This window comes from Faecalibacterium sp. Marseille-Q4896 (genome assembly GCF_017377615.1).
GTDB lineage: Bacteria > Bacillota > Clostridia > Oscillospirales > Ruminococcaceae > Faecalibacterium > Faecalibacterium taiwanense.
The window spans coordinates 13,610-30,722 of record NZ_JAFREG010000008.1; the positions used below are offsets into that span (position 1 = coordinate 13,610).

Annotated in this window: 16 protein-coding genes; 3 read left to right on the forward strand and 13 right to left on the reverse strand. The window is 59.2% G+C overall.

Annotated features, from left to right (window positions below; translation table 11 throughout):
• Positions 1 to 40 precede the first annotated feature (40 nt).
• Both J3348_RS11485 and J3348_RS11490 read right to left on the reverse strand, forming a co-directional pair.
• Positions 41 to 955, reverse strand: a complete 915-nt coding sequence (locus tag J3348_RS11485) for an Ice-structuring protein (protein WP_154261155.1) — start codon at positions 953 to 955, stop codon at positions 41 to 43.
• A 107-nt stretch (positions 956 to 1,062) separates the two neighbouring features.
• On the reverse strand, positions 1,063 to 1,404 hold the full coding sequence (locus J3348_RS11490; protein ID WP_005945436.1) for an ArsC/Spx/MgsR family protein: 342 nt from the start codon (positions 1,402 to 1,404) through the stop codon (positions 1,063 to 1,065).
• A 115-nt stretch (positions 1,405 to 1,519) separates the two neighbouring features.
• Between J3348_RS11490 and J3348_RS11495 the strand changes: the two genes are divergently transcribed.
• The 3 genes from J3348_RS11495 (at position 1,520) to tsaD (ending at position 5,412) form a co-directional block, all read left to right on the forward strand.
• Complete coding sequence (locus tag J3348_RS11495) at positions 1,520 to 1,708, forward strand: ferredoxin (protein WP_005945433.1); 189 nt, start codon at positions 1,520 to 1,522, stop codon at positions 1,706 to 1,708.
• 119 nt (positions 1,709 to 1,827) lie between these two features.
• Entirely contained in the window at positions 1,828 to 4,401 is a 2,574-nt protein-coding gene (gene polA / locus J3348_RS11500; RefSeq protein ID WP_207699031.1) for a DNA polymerase I, read from the forward strand.
• Between the two features lie 3 nt (positions 4,402 to 4,404).
• Positions 4,405 to 5,412: a tRNA (adenosine(37)-N6)-threonylcarbamoyltransferase complex transferase subunit TsaD gene (tsaD, locus tag J3348_RS11505; RefSeq protein ID WP_207699032.1), complete on the forward strand. Its 1,008-nt coding sequence runs from the start codon at positions 4,405 to 4,407 to the stop codon at positions 5,410 to 5,412.
• Positions 5,413 to 5,465: 53 nt separating this feature from the next.
• Here tsaD and J3348_RS11510 read toward each other — a convergent pair whose 3' ends face one another.
• From J3348_RS11510 to J3348_RS11560, 11 genes are all read right to left on the reverse strand, one after another.
• Positions 5,466 to 6,383 (reverse strand): bifunctional riboflavin kinase/FMN adenylyltransferase, encoded by a 918-nt coding sequence (locus J3348_RS11510; protein WP_207699033.1) that lies wholly within the window; start codon positions 6,381 to 6,383, stop codon positions 5,466 to 5,468.
• A 17-nt stretch (positions 6,384 to 6,400) separates the two neighbouring features.
• Entirely contained in the window at positions 6,401 to 7,285 is an 885-nt protein-coding gene (gene truB / locus J3348_RS11515; RefSeq protein ID WP_097780832.1) for a tRNA pseudouridine(55) synthase TruB, read from the reverse strand.
• Complete coding sequence (locus J3348_RS11520) at positions 7,286 to 8,275, reverse strand: bifunctional oligoribonuclease/PAP phosphatase NrnA (RefSeq protein WP_207699034.1); 990 nt, start codon at positions 8,273 to 8,275, stop codon at positions 7,286 to 7,288.
• Positions 8,276 to 8,292: 17 nt separating this feature from the next.
• A complete protein-coding gene (gene rbfA, locus J3348_RS11525) occupies positions 8,293 to 8,685 on the reverse strand; it encodes a 30S ribosome-binding factor RbfA (RefSeq protein ID WP_005945412.1) in 393 nt (130 codons plus the stop codon).
• Between the two features lie 169 nt (positions 8,686 to 8,854).
• On the reverse strand, positions 8,855 to 11,335 hold the full coding sequence (gene infB / locus J3348_RS11530) for a translation initiation factor IF-2 (protein ID WP_207699035.1): 2,481 nt from the start codon (positions 11,333 to 11,335) through the stop codon (positions 8,855 to 8,857).
• Positions 11,332 to 11,709: a hypothetical protein gene (locus J3348_RS11535; protein ID WP_005945406.1), complete on the reverse strand. Its 378-nt coding sequence runs from the start codon at positions 11,707 to 11,709 to the stop codon at positions 11,332 to 11,334. Before J3348_RS11535 ends, infB begins: the two co-directional genes overlap by 4 nt.
• Positions 11,693 to 11,992 (reverse strand): YlxR family protein, encoded by a 300-nt coding sequence (locus J3348_RS11540; RefSeq protein ID WP_005945403.1) that lies wholly within the window; start codon positions 11,990 to 11,992, stop codon positions 11,693 to 11,695. Before J3348_RS11540 ends, J3348_RS11535 begins: the two co-directional genes overlap by 17 nt.
• Before the next feature lie 33 nt (positions 11,993 to 12,025).
• The gene (gene nusA, locus J3348_RS11545) at positions 12,026 to 13,132 is read right to left on the reverse strand and encodes a transcription termination factor NusA (RefSeq protein ID WP_005945400.1); all 1,107 of its coding nucleotides are present in this window, start codon (positions 13,130 to 13,132) and stop codon (positions 12,026 to 12,028) included.
• 37 nt (positions 13,133 to 13,169) lie between these two features.
• Positions 13,170 to 13,655, reverse strand: coding sequence for a ribosome maturation factor RimP (rimP, locus tag J3348_RS11550; protein ID WP_005945397.1), 486 nt, complete (start codon positions 13,653 to 13,655; stop codon positions 13,170 to 13,172).
• Positions 13,656 to 13,792: 137 nt separating this feature from the next.
• Positions 13,793 to 15,034 (reverse strand): aminopeptidase, encoded by a 1,242-nt coding sequence (locus J3348_RS11555; RefSeq protein WP_207699036.1) that lies wholly within the window; start codon positions 15,032 to 15,034, stop codon positions 13,793 to 13,795.
• A 506-nt stretch (positions 15,035 to 15,540) separates the two neighbouring features.
• Positions 15,541 to 16,962 (reverse strand): glycine--tRNA ligase, encoded by a 1,422-nt coding sequence (locus tag J3348_RS11560; protein WP_154256666.1) that lies wholly within the window; start codon positions 16,960 to 16,962, stop codon positions 15,541 to 15,543.
• Between the last annotated feature and the right edge of the window lie 151 nt (positions 16,963 to 17,113).

Consider the following 17,113-nt stretch of genomic DNA (forward strand, 5'->3'; position numbering starts at 1 on the left):
TACGAAGCATCTGCCTTGTATCCGGTATTTTTGTTTTGTATTATGCCGCCGGGCTGGCTGTGCTTTCGTCCGCCTGTGCCTCGGTGCTGTCGGCGGGCTGTTCCTCCGCCTGTGTATCCACGCCCTCGTCTGCAGCGGTGCTGTCTGCCTCAGCCGAAGCAGAATCCGAACCGGCTGCTGCAAGAATGGCATCCTGCACATCGCTTTCTGCCATGGGTTCCGGCACATTCGCGGCCGGTGTGCTTTCCGTGCTCTCGGCCTTGGTCTCGCTCTCGGTCAGGCCGGTGAGATACCAGCTGCCGCTCTGGCGCTCGAACAGATAATCCATGTACTTGGTGGGCGTATCCGAAGAAACATTGATGATGCTGTCGTCCGTGCTGGTGGTGGGGATATAGCCCACGGTCACATGCAGCTTGCCGCTGCGCTTGAACAGCTTGGTGACAACAGCGCGGTAGTAGCCCACCGTGCCGGTGACCGGAATCTTATAGCACTGGGTGGCATCGTCAAACTCGATGGTCATATCCTCCATCTCAAAGCTGCGGTGGGTCAGCTTGAAGCCGGGGCCAAGCAGCTTTGCAAGGTAGGCATCCACATCCAGCGAGGGCAGCAGCAGCTGTTCGGTGTCGGGGTCGGTATTGTAGTTGTCAAAGCCGCCCTGCGTTTCCTGAATGCTGTAGATGCACCCCCACACCGCAGCTTCGCGCAGAGTCAGGTCGTCGATGTTCTCAATGCCGTCAAATGGCATGGGGTCAAACAGCACAAGCCCTTCCAGCTTATCTTCATATTCCTGCTTTTGGGCGGTATCATCGAACAGGTTCGCCACCGCGCCCACACCGGCCCGCAGCACGGTAACAAAGCCCACGATCACCAGAATGGCAACCAGAAGGCCCAGTGCCTGCCGCCCGCGGCGGCGCTGCATCCGGGCATGTTCTTCAGGGGTAATATAATGTTTCATAGTTGTTTTATCTCCCAGGGTTCTCAAATGCTACAGTGTCCAGTATACCACATACCGGCCCATTGTGCAAAACTATGCCCGTGGTTTTTTTGTGAAAAGCGCATTCCTTATTCCCATGTCTTCCACACATCGGGCTGGTAGCCCACGGTGGCCTTGCGGCCATTGCGTACAATGGGCGTTAAAAACAGCTGCTGGTTCTCAAACAGCTTGTCCTCCTTCTGCCAGTCCACCAGTGCGTCCAGAAGTGCAAGGGTCTGCTTGTCCTTCGCATTGGGGTCCACCAGCTTTTCCCAGCCGCCAAGAGCGCGGGCCACGTTCTCGAACTCGCCGCGGCTCATCTCTTTTTCCTTGAGGTCGATCATCTGGAACTTGATGCCGCGCTCCTTGAAATAGCGCTGGGCCTTTTTGGTATCAAAGCACTTGCTTGTGCCAAAGATCTGAATATTCATGGTCTGTACCCTCCTGAATTTTTATTGTACCACATCCTGTGCCCTCTGCATAGGCATAATTCGCAGCCGGATGGGCCATACTGCCCGCAGGGCATTATCAGAAGGAGGTTTTTCTATGAACGCATACGTTGACCCTGATCTGTGCATTGGCTGCACCCAGTGCGCCGGGCTTTGCCCCGCCGTATTCCAGATGGAAGGCACGCTGGCCGTGGCCCAGCCCGGGCCGATCCCACCGGAGGAGGTGCCGCAGGCTGTGGACGCAGCCAACGCCTGCCCGGTAAGCGCGATCCGCATCGAGGAGTAAGAGGGAAGGCCGTCAACCATGTTGGCGGCTTTCTCTCTTTTTTACGCAAAAATCCCCCGCTGGGCACGGTTTTGTGGTATAATGCAGAATGTGTAATAATGCAATGGAGGAACACGACTATGCGTTTACTGGTCATTGACGGCAACAGCATTGCCAACCGTGCTTTTTTTGGCATCAAGCTGCTGACCACCAAGGACGGACGATACACCAACGCCATCTATGGCTTTCTGAATATCCTGCTCTCCCTGCTTAAGGAGTGCGAACCCGACGAGGTGGCGGTTGCCTTTGACCTGAAGGCTCCCACCTTCCGCCACAAAATGTACGATGGCTACAAGGCCACCCGCCATGGCATGCCCGAAGAGCTGGCCCAGCAGATGCCGGTGCTCAAGGAACTTCTGGCAGACCTCGGCTACCGCACCGTCACCGCCGAAGGCTGGGAAGCGGATGATATCCTTGGCACGCTGGCCGCTGCCTGCGCCGCCCGGAAGGACGACTGCTTCCTTGCTACGGGAGACCGGGACAGCCTGCAGCTGGTCAGTGACACCACCACTGTGCTGCTTGCCGCCACTGTCATGGGACGCAGCAAGACGGTGACGATGGACGTGGACGCCATTCAGGAAAAATACGGCATCCAGCCCAAACAGCTCATTGAGGTGAAGAGCCTGATGGGCGATGCTTCGGATAATATTCCGGGCGTGAAAGGCATTGGTGAAAAGACCGCCCTGACCCTTGTGCAGAACTTTGGCACGCTGGAAGGCGTATACGAGCACATCGACGATAAGCTCATCAAGCCCAAACAGCGGGAACATTTGCTGGAATGCCGCGAGATGGCCCAGCTGAGCCACACCCTTGGCACCATCCGCACCGATGCACCCATCGACACGGCCGAGGGTACCTATGCCGTGGGCGAGGGCAACAAAGCCGAGGCCGTGCGCCTTTTGCAGGAATTGGAGATCCACTCTCTGATCCCTCGCTTTGGGCTGGACGGCATTGCACCTGCCGCCCCGGAAGAAGAGGACGGCATCGAGCTGGCTGAAGCAGAGCTGGATGCTCTGCCGCTGACCCCTTCCGGCACCTATCTGGTGGCATCGCGCCCGGCCGTGATGGGCAAGCAGGGCACCCGCAACGTGGTGCTGCAGCCGGAGAGCTGGTACGCCGTGCAGGACTGCACCGTTTACCCGCTGGAGGATGCAGACCTTGTGCGCCTGCTGGACAACGCAGACGTAACGCTGGAAGTGTTCAATGCAGCACCCCTCTATGCCAAAGCCATGGCCGCAGGCGGCTGGGGCAGCAGCATCGTGTGGGATGGCAAGCTTGCCGCCTACCTGCTGGACGCTTCTGCTTCCAAGTATCAAATCAGCGAGCTGACCGCCAGCTACCGCGCCGCTGCTGCCTTTACCTGTGCCGATTACCCGGATGCAGGCCGCCTTGCAGACCTGTTCTGCAAGATGAAGGCCGAGATCACCGCCTGCGGTGAGGACAGCCTTTACAACGAGATCGAGTTTCCGCTGGCACAGGTGCTGGCCGATATGACCCGCACCGGTGTGCTGGTGGACAAAGACGGCATCGAGCAGTTCGGCGTAAAGCTGCGCACCGAGCTGGAGCAGGTGCTCACCCGCATCCACATGGAGACCGGCAGCGCCAGCTTCAACCCCAACAGCCCCAAGCAGTTGGGCGAAATGCTGTTTGACACCATGGGCCTGCCCCACGGCAAAAAGACCCAGCGCGGCTGGTCCACGGATGCCGAAACACTGGAAAGCCTGCGGGATTACCCGCTGGTGGAGGACATTCTGCAGTACCGCGCCTACCAGAAGCTGAACTCCACCTACGTGGAGGGCCTTTTGAAGGTGATCGGCGAGGATGGCCGCATCCACTCCACCTTCAACCAGACCGAGGCCCGCACCGGACGGCTCTCGTCCGATAACCCCAACCTGCAGAACATCCCCATCCGCACCGAGCTGGGCAGCCAGCTGCGCGCCTACTTTATTGCAAAGCCGGGCTGTGTGCTGGTGGATGCCGACTACAGCCAGATCGAGCTGCGCATTCTGGCCCACATTACCGGCGATGAGCACATGCAGCAGGCGTTTTTGAACGGCGAGGACATCCACCGCAGCACCGCCGCAAAAATTTACGGCATCCCGCAGGAAGAAGTCACCTCCCGGCTGCGCTCTTCTGCCAAGGCCATCAACTTTGGCATCATGTACGGCAAGGGCGCTTACAGCCTTGCCAAGGACATCGGCGTGAGTGTGAAGGAGGCAGATGCCTTCCTCAAGAACTATCTGGCCGCGTTCCCCAAGGTGAGCGGCTACATGGATAAGACCATTGCCGATGCCAAGGCCGTGGGCTATGTATCCACCCTGTTCGGCCGCCGCCGTGCTCTGCCGGAGCTGGCAAGCAGCAACTTCAATGTGCGTTCCAGCGGCGAACGCATGGCCCGCAACACCCCCATTCAGGGCACTGCGGCCGACGTGATCAAGCTGGCCATGGTGCGGGTATGGAAGCGGCTGCGGGACGAAAAGATGGAAAGCCGCCTGATCCTGACCGTCCACGATGAACTGATCGTGGAAGCACCGCAGGCTGAAGCCGAAAAGGCTGCGCAGATCCTGCGGGAGGAAATGGAAGGCTGCGTGCAGTATGCCGTGCCCCTGAGCACCGATGTGCACGCAGGCAAAAACTGGCTGGAGGCCCACTAAAACATGATTATTTTGGGAATTGAATCCACCTGCGACGAGACCGCCGCAGCTCTGGTGGAGGACGGCCGGCACCTGCTGAGCAACATCATTTCCACCAGCGTAAAAGAACAGGCTCTTTACGGCGGCGTTGTGCCGGAGATCGCCAGCCGCCGCCACTGCGAATTTATCAGTGCTACGGTCAAAAAAGCCCTGCTGGATGCAGGCAAGACCATCGACGATGTGGATGCCGTGGCCGTCACCTTTGCGCCGGGCCTGATCGGTGCAGTGCTGGTGGGCGTGAATTTTGCCAAGGGTCTGGCCTACTCGGCCAATAAGCCTTTGGTGCCGGTGCACCACCTGCGCGGACACATTGCCGCACTGTACCTCACCCACCCGGAGCTGAAGCCGCCCTTCCTCTGCCTTGTGGCCTCCGGCGGCCACAGCCACATTGTGGAGGTGCAGGACTACACCCATTACCACATCCTTGGTCACACGGTGGACGATGCCGCCGGTGAAGCCTTTGACAAAGTGGCCCGCACGCTTGGTCTGCCCTATCCCGGCGGCCCCAGCGTGGCCAATGCCGCCAAGACCGGCAACCCCAAGGCCTACCGCCTGCCGGTGCCCCATGTGGACGGCAAGTACAACGTGAGCTTTTCCGGCCTGAAAACCGCCGTGCTCAATGAGGTGAACAAGGCCCAGATGAAGGGCGAAGAAGTGAATGTGCCCGACCTTGCCGCCAGCTTTCAGGACCGCATTGCGGGCATTCTGGCCGAAAAGCTGCTGCTGGCCGCAGCGGACACCGGCGCAAAGCAGGTGTGTCTGGCAGGCGGCGTTGCCGCCAACGGACGGCTGCGTCAGCTGGTGAACGACGGTGCCCAGAAGCTGGGTGCAAAAGTTTATCTGCCGGAGCTGAAATTCTGCGGTGACAACGGCGCTATGATCGCGGCGCAGGGGTATTACCAGTACATTGCAGGCCACACAGCGGGCCTTGAACTGAACGGTCTGCCCACTTTACCCATCGACTACGAATAAGCAGTAAAAAAAGACCTGCCTTTCCGGGATCTCCGGAAGGACAGGTCTTTTTCTTATGCAAAATATTCCTGTGCACGCTTTGCAGCGTTGTTGATGCAGGCCCGCAGCTCGTCCAGCGTATCAAACTTTTTGCTGGGGCTGAGGTAGGCGTGGAACTCCACCACCGGGTCGGTGCCGTAGAGGTCGCCGGAAAAGCCCGGGATAAAGGTCTCGCAGGTCACCTTGGTGGCATCATCATTGACGGTAGGGCGGCTGCCAAGGCCGGTGGCCGAAGGATACCACACCCCGCCAATGTGGGTGCAGGTGATATAAATGCCGCTGCGGGGCAGCTGAAAGCCCTCGGGATACAGCTGGTTGATGGTGGGCACCCCCAGCGTGTGGCCCAGACCTGCACCGTGCTGCACCTCGAACCGGATGGCGTAGGGCATCCCCAGCATGGCGTTTGCTGCCGGGATGTCGCCGCCTTCCAGCGCGGTGCGGATGCGGGTGGAAGACACCGGCTTTTCCTCAAACTGCGCCATGGGCACCACGATCACCTCCACACCCAACGGAGCGCAGAGGGTGCGCAGCAGCTCCGGGTTGCCGGCCGCTTTGGCACCAAAGGTAAAGTTTTCGCCGCAGACCAGCGCACGGGCATTGCAGTCCCGCACGATGCCCAGCACGAACTGCTCCGGGGTCAGGCCCTTGATCTCCTCAAAGTCCGGCGTGAGGTAATACTCCACGCCAAGGCTTGCGATCAGAGCATGCTTATCCGCTGTGGAAAGCAGGCGCTTGCCCTTCATCTTATTCACCACCGGCAGCTTGAAGGTAAACACCGCCGGGGCGGCATCGTGTTCTTTGGCCCACTGCACGGCGCTTTCGATCACCGCACGGTGGCCGATGTGGATGCCGTCAAAAAAGCCCATTGCCACTGCGGTGCCTTTTTCCGGCTGCGCCAGCGGCAGCGGTGCAAATTGTGAAATGATCTGCATGGGTTTTGTTTCCTTTTTCAATTACGTTCTACGAACAGTTTTTCCACCCGCAGCACACCCTGTACGATATTGGCAAGGCCCAAAAACTGTCCGGCGGCATTGCGCACCCGGTAGCGGCCATCTGCTGCCGGATACCGGCTGGTGGGGCAGCCGTTGTACAAATGCTGTTCCACCCAAGGCTCCACCACCAGCAGCGGCAGGCTTTCAAACACGCTTTCCACCGGCAGCATCAGCGCTTCCAGTGCGTCCATGCCCTGCTCTTTTGCGGCAAGAATTTCCTCCAGCGTGTGAGCATCGGCTTCGGTGTACACGCCCGCCGAGGTGCGGCGCAGTGCGCTCATGGTGCCCTTCTGGCCCATGGCGGCGGCAATGTCTTCCAGCAATGTGCGGATATAGGTGCCCTTGGAGCACGTTACATCCAGCACATACTCATTTTCGGCAGGGCTGCCGCCGTAGGTGATGCTGTAAATTTCAATGGGGCGCGCCTTGCGCTCCACGGTCACGCCCTCACGGGCCAGCTTATACAGCGGCTGACCGTTCAGCTTGATGGCCGAGTACATGGGCGGCACCTGCATCTGCGGGCCGATGAATTGTGGCAGCACGGCCAGCAGTTCCCCTTCGCCCGCCGTGACCGGAGCCGTTTCCAGCACAGTGCCGGTCACATCGCCGGTGTCGGTGCGCGCGCCCAGTTTTAAAACTGCACGGTAGCTTTTATTGTGGTTCAGCTGCAGGTCCACTGCCTTGCTGGCACCGCCGCAGAACACCGGCAGCACGCCGGTGGCCATGGGGTCCAGCGTGCCGCTGTGGCCCAGCTTGCGGGTGCCCAGCACGCCGCGCAGCTTTGCCACCACATCAAAGCTGGTCCAGTCCATGGGCTTGTCAACGATCAGGATGCCCTGCATTTATGCTTCCTCCTGCGGTGCGTCCAGCTCGGCTTCCACCTCTGCCAGAATTGCATTTTTTGCGTTTTCCAGATTGCCCAGCAGCTCACAGCCTGCAGCGCGGCTGTGACCGCCTCCACCCAGACGCCGGGCGATGGCGCAGGCGTCCACGCCCTTTGCGGTGCGCACACTGATACGGTAGCTGCCGCCGGGCTGCTGCCGCAGAGTCAGGCCCACCTTTACGCCCTCAATGCTCACAGGCAGGCTGGTCAGTTCTTCCAGATCGGCCGGGTCCACCCCGCTCTGCTCGATCTCGTCCCGGGTGAGGTAGATGAGCGCGCACCGGCCATCCAGATAGTATTCCAGATGGTTGCGGGCAATGCGCTCGGCCTCCATGCGCTCACGGGGCTTGGTATCGAACAGCAGGGTGTTCAGCTCCTCCACATGGCAACCCGCCTCAATGAGCTTTGCCGCCACGATGTGGGTGTTTGCCGTGGTGGAAGAGAACCGGAAGCAGCCGGTGTCGGTTGCAAGGCCGGTGTAAAGGCAGTCTGCAATGTGCGGCGTAATGGCAACGTCCATGGCGTTGATCACCTCGTACAGCAGCTCTGCCGCCGCTGCGGCGCTGCCATTGAGCAGGGTGAAGTCGGCATAGCCGCTGTTGCCTGCATGGTGGTCGATGCACAGGTCCACATGGCGTGAGAACTGCGTCATACCGTTGTTTTCTCCAAACAGCTGCACGCTGGCGACATCCACCGCTACCACCGTCTGCGGCTCAAACTCACCTTTGAACATATGTGCGTTGGTAAACGCATACCGGTTGGGAATGGCATCGGAGCAGAGCACTGCCACGTTTTTATCCAGTGCTTTCAGTGCACAATACAGCGCGCTGCCGCAGCCAATGGTATCGCCATCCGGGTTTTTGTGACACAGAATCAAAATGTTGTCCGCCGTCATCAGGCGCTGGGCCATCTGCTGCACATTCAACTGTTCTGTCATTCCATGATCCATCCTTTCCGCAGGCGGAATTATTCTTCGGTCTCCTCCGGTGCGCTGGCTTCGGTGTCAGCATCGCCGTTCACGTTCAGCGTGCGGAGCAGCTCGTTGATGTGGGCTGCATAGGCGGCACCGTCATCCTCTACGAAGATGAAGCGGGGAGCCTTGCGGATGTGCATTTTCTTGCTCACTTCAGTGCGCACATGGCCTGCCGCGCGGTTCAGTGCCTCGATGGCGGGCTTTGGGCCGTCCTCGCGGCCCATCACGCTCACATACACCTTGGCCACATCCAGATCAGGGGTCACATCCAAACGGGTGACGGTGAGCAGGCCGCCCTCCAGACGCGGGTCCTTCAGCCTGCCGATGATGGCAATGATCTCGCGCTTCATATCCTGCGCCAGACGGCCCATATTCTTCTGAGACATAGTATTTCTCCCTATAAAAGAAAACCCTCTCAGCCTCGCTTCGCTCGGCAGCTCTCCCGAGGGGCGAGCTTTTTGCGTGGATACGGCAAACGTTCCGTTTCTCTGCAAACCTCCCACCTCGGGGGAGGTGGCATTGCGCCAGCAATGACGGAGAGGGTTATTTCAGATCTTAATCGCGGTACTCTTCCATCTTGAAGGCTTCGTACACGTCGCCTTCCTTAACGTCGGCAAACTTTGCCAGAGTAACGCCGCACTCGTAGCCCTCGGCCACTTCCTTGGCATCATCCTTGAAGCGCTTCAGGGATGCGATCTCGTCCTCGGCAATGACGATGCCGTCACGGACCACACGGACCTGGCTGTCGCGGGTGATCTTGCCGCTGGTCACGCGGCAGCCTGCAACGGTGCCCACATTGGAGATCTTGTACACCTGACGGACCTGCAGCTCGCCCAGAGACACCTCGCGGAACTTGGGAGCCAGCATGCCCTTCATAGCGTCGGTGACATCGTTGATGGCATCATAGATGACGCGGTACATACGCATTTCCACCTTGGTGGCAGCAGCTTCTTCCTTGGCCACATTGTCCGGGCGGACGTTGAAGCCGATGATGATGGCGTTGGAGGCATCGGCCAGATCCACGTCGGACTTGCTGATGGCACCGACACCGGCATGGATGACGCGCACGCGCACCTCTTCGTTGGAGATCTTCTCCAGACTCTGCTTCACAGCCTCGGCAGAGCCCTGCACATCGGCCTTGACCACGATGGCCAGTTCCTTCATGTCGTTCTGTGCCATCTGGCTGAACAGGTTATCCAGAGTGACCTTCTGGAAGGAGGAGAACTGCTTTTCCTTGGCGGCAGCAACGCGCTGTTCGGCCAGCTCACGGGCCAGACGTTCGTCCTCAACAGCCTCGAACAGATCGCCTGCTTCGGGCACAGCGGTCAGGCCGGTGATCTCCACAGGGGTAGAGGGGCCGGCATCGCTCAGCAGCTGGCCCTTGTCGCTGCGCATAGTGCGCACGCGGCCCACAGCGGTACCGGCAATGATCACATCGCCGGAGTGCAGGGTGCCGTTCTGCACCAGAATGGTGGCAATGGGGCCCTGGCCCTTGTCCAGACGGGCCTCGACGACCGCACCCTTGGCGCGGCGGTTGGGGTTTGCCTTCAGCTCCATGACCTCAGCTTCCAGAGCAATGCGCTCCAGCAGGTCGTTGATGCCCATGCCGGTCAGGGCAGACACCGGGATGCAGGCCACATCGCCGCCCCAGTCCTCGGTGATGATGCCGTACTTGGTCAGGCCTTCCATCACGCGCTCGGGGTTTGCGGTGGGCTTATCCATCTTGTTCATTGCCACGATAATCTTGACATTTGCAGCCTTGGCGTGGTTGATGGACTCGATGGTCTGGGGCATGATGCCGTCGTCGGCAGCAACCACCAGAACGGCGATATCGGTCATGTTGGCACCGCGGGCACGCATGGAGGTGAATGCCTCATGGCCCGGGGTATCCAGGAAGGTGATGAGGCTGTCGTTGACCTTGACCTGATATGCACCGATGGCCTGCGTGATGCCGCCGGCCTCGCCTGCGGTAACGTTGGTCTTGCGGATGGCATCCAGAATACTGGTCTTGCCGTGGTCAACGTGGCCCATAACGCAGACCACCGGGGGACGCTCCACCAGATCCTCCTGCGAATCCTCTTCCTGCGTGAACAGGCGCTCCTCGATGGTCACATGCACCTCGTGCTCGACCTTTGCGTGGAACTCCTCTGCCAGCAGAGAAGCGGTATCAAAATCGATCACATCGTTGATGGCGTGCATCTCGCCCATCTGCATGAACTTGGCAATGACCTTGCCGGCCTGCTGCTTCAGGCGGGCAGCCAGCTCGCCCACGGTGATCTCGTCGGGGATCATCACCTTCAGCTGTGCGCTGCGGGCCTTTTCCAGCTGGATGCGCTGCAGACGCTCGAACTCGGTCTCGCGCTTGCCCTTCTGGAACTGCTGGCGCTGGCGCTGGCCGCGCTGGGTGAACTTTTGCTTGTTGCCCTGCGGGGTGGGCTTGCGGCGATTCTCGGTGTTCTTGGTGGAAGCCAGATCATCGTAACGGGCATCGAAGCGGTCCACGTTCATATCCACAGTGCGGGTATCCACGGTGACCTGATTGTCCTCGCGGCGCACGGACACAGCCTGTGCCGGAGCAGCGGATGCCTTGGCACCGGTCTCACGAGCCAGTTCGCTGAGAGAAACGGTCTTTTCCTCGCGCTTCTTGTGCTGCTCGTTCTTCTTTTCGTTATGCTTATTGCCGTTCTTATCCTGCTGGGCAGGCTCTGCCTTTTTGGCGGCAGGCTGCTCCGGCTTCTTTTCCGCCTTGGGAGCTTCGGGCTTTTTCTCGGCCTTCTTCTCGGCCTTCTTCTCGGCCTTCTTCTCAGTGGGCTTCGGCTCTTCCTTTGCGGCCTTGGCGCTGTTCAGGAATTCGTCCAGATTTGCCACGCTGTTATCCTTGCTGAACTTTTCCAGCAGGTAGTTCAGCTCGTTCTCTTCCAGATTGGAGCTGTTCTTCTTGCCGGTGCTGCCCATGGCGTTCAGCTCATCCAGGACCTTCTTGGCGGAAAGGTTCAGGTCCTTTGCAAAATCACTCACTTTATATTTTACGATCATTCGGTCATATCCTCCTCATTTTTGATTGCTCCGCAGTCCGACAGGCGGTCAAAGCAGAGCTTTGCGAGGTTGCGGTCAGTCACCGCGTAAACAGCCACAGGCTTGCGGCTGATATCGGCCAGTTTATCCTGCGTAAGCGGCATGGTGATCACATCCACCAGATCGCCCACAGAATAGTCGAGGCGCTGCACGGTCTTGGCGCTGGCATCGCTTGCCACCATCACCAGCCATGCCTTGCTCTTGACGCAGGCATCTTCCACGGCATCAAAGCCCATGGTCAGTGCGCCCGCCTTGCGGCACAGGCTCAGCGCCTGAAACAGCGCTTCCTCCGGCGGCAGCTTGGGCTTTGCGGGGGTGTTATTCTTCTTTGCCATTTGCTGCTGCCTCCTTTGCGGCTTCGGCCAGCTGTGCGGCCAGAGCCTCGTAAACTTCGGCGGGAACCGGCTGCTCAAAGCAGCGCTCCAGCGCCTTTTTCTTTTTTGCCTTGGTCAGGCAGTCGGGGTTCGGGCAGAGATACGCGCCGCGGCCCGGCTTTTTGCCGACCAGATCAATGCTGATCTCTCCGCTGGGTGCACGCACCACACGCACCAGCTCCTTTTTGGGGCGGCTGGTCATGCAGCCGATGCACTGGCGGGAAGGGATCTTTTTCTGTGCCATCCGGTTTCCCTCCTTTGGCCATCTGCGCCGGAATTACTCGGCGTCGGTCTCGGCTTCCTTCTTGGGCTCTTCCTCACCATAATAGCCGCTCTCGGGGCGGATATCAATGTTGTAGCCGGTCAGGCGTGCGCACAGGCGTGCGTTCTGGCCCTTGTTGCCAATGGCAAGGCTCAGCTGCTGGTCGGGCACGGTCACACGGCAGGAACGGGTCTCGCCGGGCAGCAGTTCCACCTTGACCACCTTGGCCGGGCTGAGTGCTGCGGAGATGAACTCGGAGATATCCTCGCTCCACTTCACAATGTCGATCTTTTCGCCGCCCAGCTTTTCCACAACAGCAGCTACACGGGCACCGTGCTCGCCGATGCAGGCGGAAACAGGGTTCACGTTGGGGTCCTTGCTCCAAACAGCCATCTTGGTGCGTGCACCGGCCTCGCGGCTGATGGCCTTGACCTCCACAGTACCGTCAAAAATTTCGGGCACTTCCAGCTCAAACAGGCGCTTGACAAGGCCGGGATGGGTGCGGCTGATCATAACGCGGGGGCCGCGCTCAGTGCTGACCACGTCCACAACGTAGACCTGCAGGGTCTGGCCCTCGGTGTACACCTCGCCGGGCACCTGCTCGTTGTGGGGCAGGATAGCCTCGCCGCCCTTGCCCAGATCCAGAGCAACGATGCCCTTCTCCGGGTCCACGCGGGTAACGGTGGCCTGCACGATGTCGTGTGCACGGGACTGGATCTCGCTCAGCTGCTGGCTGCGCTCAGCCTCGCGGATGCCCTGACGGATCACGTGCTTTGCGGTCTGGGCTGCAATGCGGCCGAAGTCCTTGGTCTTGAGGGGGGTCACGATGCGGTCGCCCACTTCGTAGCTCTTGCGGATCTTCTGTGCCTCGGTAATGCCGATCTCAGAGTGCTCGTCGTACCAGTCCTCGTCGGCCACAACGTCCTGGATCAGGGCCACATCAAAGCGGCCTGCGGCGGGGTCGATATCCACCTTCACGTGGTCCTCTTCCACCTCATAGTTCTTCTTGACGGCAATGATGATCGCAGCCTTGATCTTTTCGATCAGGTATTCTGCGGTGATGCCGCGCTCGTGCTCCAGCATGGAGAGAGCTTCAAAAAATTCATTGTTCGCTGCTGCCATTTTTCGGGTTCCTCCTGTAATTTACTCTCTATCTATGTTAGTCAAACAGGTCTTCATCGTCGCACAGGTTCACGCTGGATGCGGCGTTCACCTCAAAGGTGACAGCGCCCGCATCGGTGTTCACCGTAACGGTGCTGCCCTCGCGGCCTGTCAGAATACCGGAAAACTCACGCACGCCGTCTGCATTCGGGCGGATGAGCTTTACCCGGATCTTCTGGCCCTTGAGGGCTTCATAGTGCTCCGGGCGGGTCAGCTTACGGCCAAGGCCGGGGCTGCCCACTTCCAGATAATAGCTCTGGTCGATGGGGTCTGCCTCGTCAAGGATGGGATCCAGCGCATGGGAAACATCCGCGCAGGTGTCGGTATCCATGGTGCCGTCCTTGTCGATGAGCACGCGAAGATACCAGTCTGGACCTTCCTTTTCAAAAACCACATCCCACAGGCGCAGGCCCATGCCCTCCACGGTGGGGCGGACAAGCGCTTCGACTCTCTGGGCGGTGTTGCCGCCAGACTGCTTCGCCATAAAAAACCTCCAAACAAACAAGAAACGCGGACCTTGCGGCCCACGTTTCAGGTTAAACTATATCGTACTACTAGAATATACCATACATCCCGCGATTATGCAAGCATTTTCGCAGATTTTTTTCGCCGCAGGGTCTTTTACAGCACCCACACGCCGTCCCGGAACAGCTCCACGGTGCGGCCATCGCGGCATTTGCCGGTGATATGGCTGTCCTCTGCACCGATCATCACATCCTCATGCAGGCGGGACTGGTTCATGCCGCGGGCCAGCAGCTCTTCCTTCGTCAGCGCCGTGCCGCCCTTCGTGGTGCCGGGGTAGCTGGCACCAAAAGCGATGTGGCAGGCGGCATTTTCGTCAAACAACGTGCTGTAGAACAGCTTGCCGCTGCGGTTGATGGGGCTGCTTGCCGGCACCAGTGCCACTTCGCCAATGCTGCGGGAGCCTTCGTCGCCGTCCAGCAGACGGCCCAGCAGCACCTGCCCCTGCTCGGCGTGGTAGTCCACAACCTGGCCCTTCTCAAAGGTGACACGGAAGTTCTTGATGAGCTGGCCGTTGAACACATAGGGCTTTGTGCCGTAGACGATGCCCTCTACCCTGTCCTTGTGGGGCGCAGTGAACACTTCCTCCGTGGGGATGTTGGGCAGGAACACCACGCCCTTTTCGCTCTTGCTGGCGGCGCTTTCCCACACAGCCTGATCCGCAAGACCCACGGTCAGGTCCGTGCCATTGCTGCTCTCAAAATGCACGCTTTCCAAGTCCAGCGCGTTCATTTTATCCCGCAGAGTGCTGAGCCGCTCCATATGGGCCTGCCACTCGTTCACCGGGTCGCCACCAGTGACCCGGCACACGTCAAAGATCAGCTTCCACAAAGCCTCCATTGCGGCATCCGCGTCCAGCTCCGGGAAGACCTTCTTTGCCCACGGCACACTGGGCAGGGCCGCAATGGACCACTGCACCCGGTCGTTCATGGTGTACTCCTGCCACTCCTCCATAAAGGCGCGGCGGGCGGCATTCACCCGGCTGATCTTATTGCCGTCAATGCCCGCATACAGCTCCGGGTCGTCCGCAATGAGATGCAGTACACACACGCCGCCCTCGCTTTCAGCATAGTCAAGATAGCGGCGCAGCTGCCATGGCTTGAGGTCGGTCAGGGCCTCCTCGCTGCCCAGCTCCATGCGGGCACGGGCCACAGCGTCATCGCTCCAGTTCACCTGCACATCCCGGGCACCGGCTTCGTAGGCACTGCGCACGCACAGCCGCGCCAGCGGCGCGCCCTCCAGCGGGCAGTTGATGATGAGGGTCTGTCCGGGCTGTGGGTTCACCCCCACCCGGACGATGAAATCGGCATATTTTTTCAGCAGTTCGTCAAAGTTTTCCACGGTAGAACCTCCTGCGGTGTAAAAATCATGTTTTTCTGTTTTTCAGTATACCCGGTACAAGCCGTTCTGTCCAGTAAAAAGAAAACAGACACCTCCCGCTGTTGAAAAAGCAGGAAACGTCTGTTATACTGTCTTTTGAAAGTGCTGTCTACATACGGCAGGCGGTCTATGCCTTTTCGGCCCTGCGTCGGGAAGACGAACATTTTTGTCGTACCCCAGACGCTTTGCAGCGAAGGGGGTGATGCTTCATGACGCTTTTAGAAACTCTGGCTCTGCTCACATTGCTTGCAACCGTGAGCTTTGGCATTTTCGATATCGCGTGGAAGATCTTCAACAACAAAAAATGACCGCCCTCAGCGTCCAAACCTGAGCGGTCATCTTTTGATTATCGCGCCGGAAAGGTACTGACCGTTTGCCAGACAGCACTTTCTTTATTTGTATTATAGCACAGCCCCGCCGAAATTGCAACGGCGGGGCTGTTTTTATCGCCTGAAAGCGAAATTTTCTCAGAACTCGATCTTGCTCTCGATATAAGCTTTCAGCTCGGAGATGGGCATACGAACCTGCTCCATGGTATCGCGGTCACGGACGGTGACGCAGTTGTCGGCGGCAATGCCCTTGGCCTCGTCGCCCACGGTGTCAAAGTCCACGGTGATGCAGTACGGGGTGCCGATCTCGTCCTCGCGGCGGTAACGCTTGCCGATGGAACCGGTATCGTCGTAATCCACCATGAAGTACTTGCTCAGCTCGTTGCGGATCTCCATGGCCTTCTCGCCCAGCTTCTTGCTCAAGGGCAGCACAGCGCACTTGTAGGGAGCCAGAGCCGGATGCAGATGCAGCACGGTGCGGATATCCTCCTTGCCCTTGCTGTCGGTCAGGTGCTCCTCGTCGTATGCTTCGCACAGGAAAGCCAGAGCCACACGGTCACAGCCCAGAGACGGCTCAATGACGTAGGGGATGTAGTGCTCGTTGGTCTCGCTGTCGAAGTACTCCAGGCTCTTGCCGGAAGCTTCCTGATGGCGGGTCAGGTCGTAGTTGGTACGATCCGCAATGCCCCACAGCTCACCCCAGTCGGTGAACGGGAAGGCGTACTCGATATCGGTGGTAGCGCGGCTGTAGAAGGCCAGCTCTGCAGGCTCGTGGTCACGCAGGCGCAGGTGCTCCTTCTTGATGCCAAGGCTCAGCAGCCAGTTCTCGCAATAGTCCTTCCAGTAAGCGAACCATTTCAGATCGGTGCCGGGCTTGCAGAAGAACTCGCACTCCATCTGCTCGAACTCACGGGTGCGGAAGGTGAAGTTGCCCGGGGTGATCTCGTTGCGGAAAGCCTTGCCCACCTGGCACACGCCGAAGGGCAGCTTGCGGCGGGTGGTGCGCTGGATGTTGGCAAAGTTGACAAAGATGCCCTGTGCGGTCTCAGGACGCAGATAGCAGGTGGAAGAGCTATCCTCAGTAACGCCGATGGCAGTCTTGAACATCAGGTTGAACTTGCGGATGGGGGTGAAGTCATGCTTGCCGCACACCGGGCACACGATGTCCTCATGCTCTGCGATGAAAGCATCCATCTCGTCAAAGCTCATGGCATCCACATTCACCTCGGGGTGCTCCTCACCGATCAGCTTGTCGGCGCGGTGGCGTGCCTTGCAGGCGCGGCAGTCCAGCAGGGGGTCCGAGAAGCTGGAGACATGGCCGGTGGTCACCCAGGTCTGAGGGTTCATGATGATGGCTGCATCCAGACCCACATTATAGGGGCTCTCCTGCACGAATTTCTTCAGCCATGCCTTTTTGACATTGTTCTTGAACTCGACGCCCAGCGGGCCGTAGTCCCAGCTGTTGGCCAGACCGCCGTAGATCTCGGAACCGGGGAACACATAACCACGGTTCTTGCAGAGATTGACGATCATATCAAGGGTCTTTTCGCTCTGTTCCATTGTAGTACATCCTTTCCGTCCGCGGCTGGTTTGCCGTGTCGTTGTTGTATCGTTCCGGCAGCTTTCCCCACTGCCGGGCGTGCTTTTCAAAGGGAAAGCACAGTATCTTTACTGTACCATGTTTTGCGCCGCTTGTAAAGCCGAAAACCGG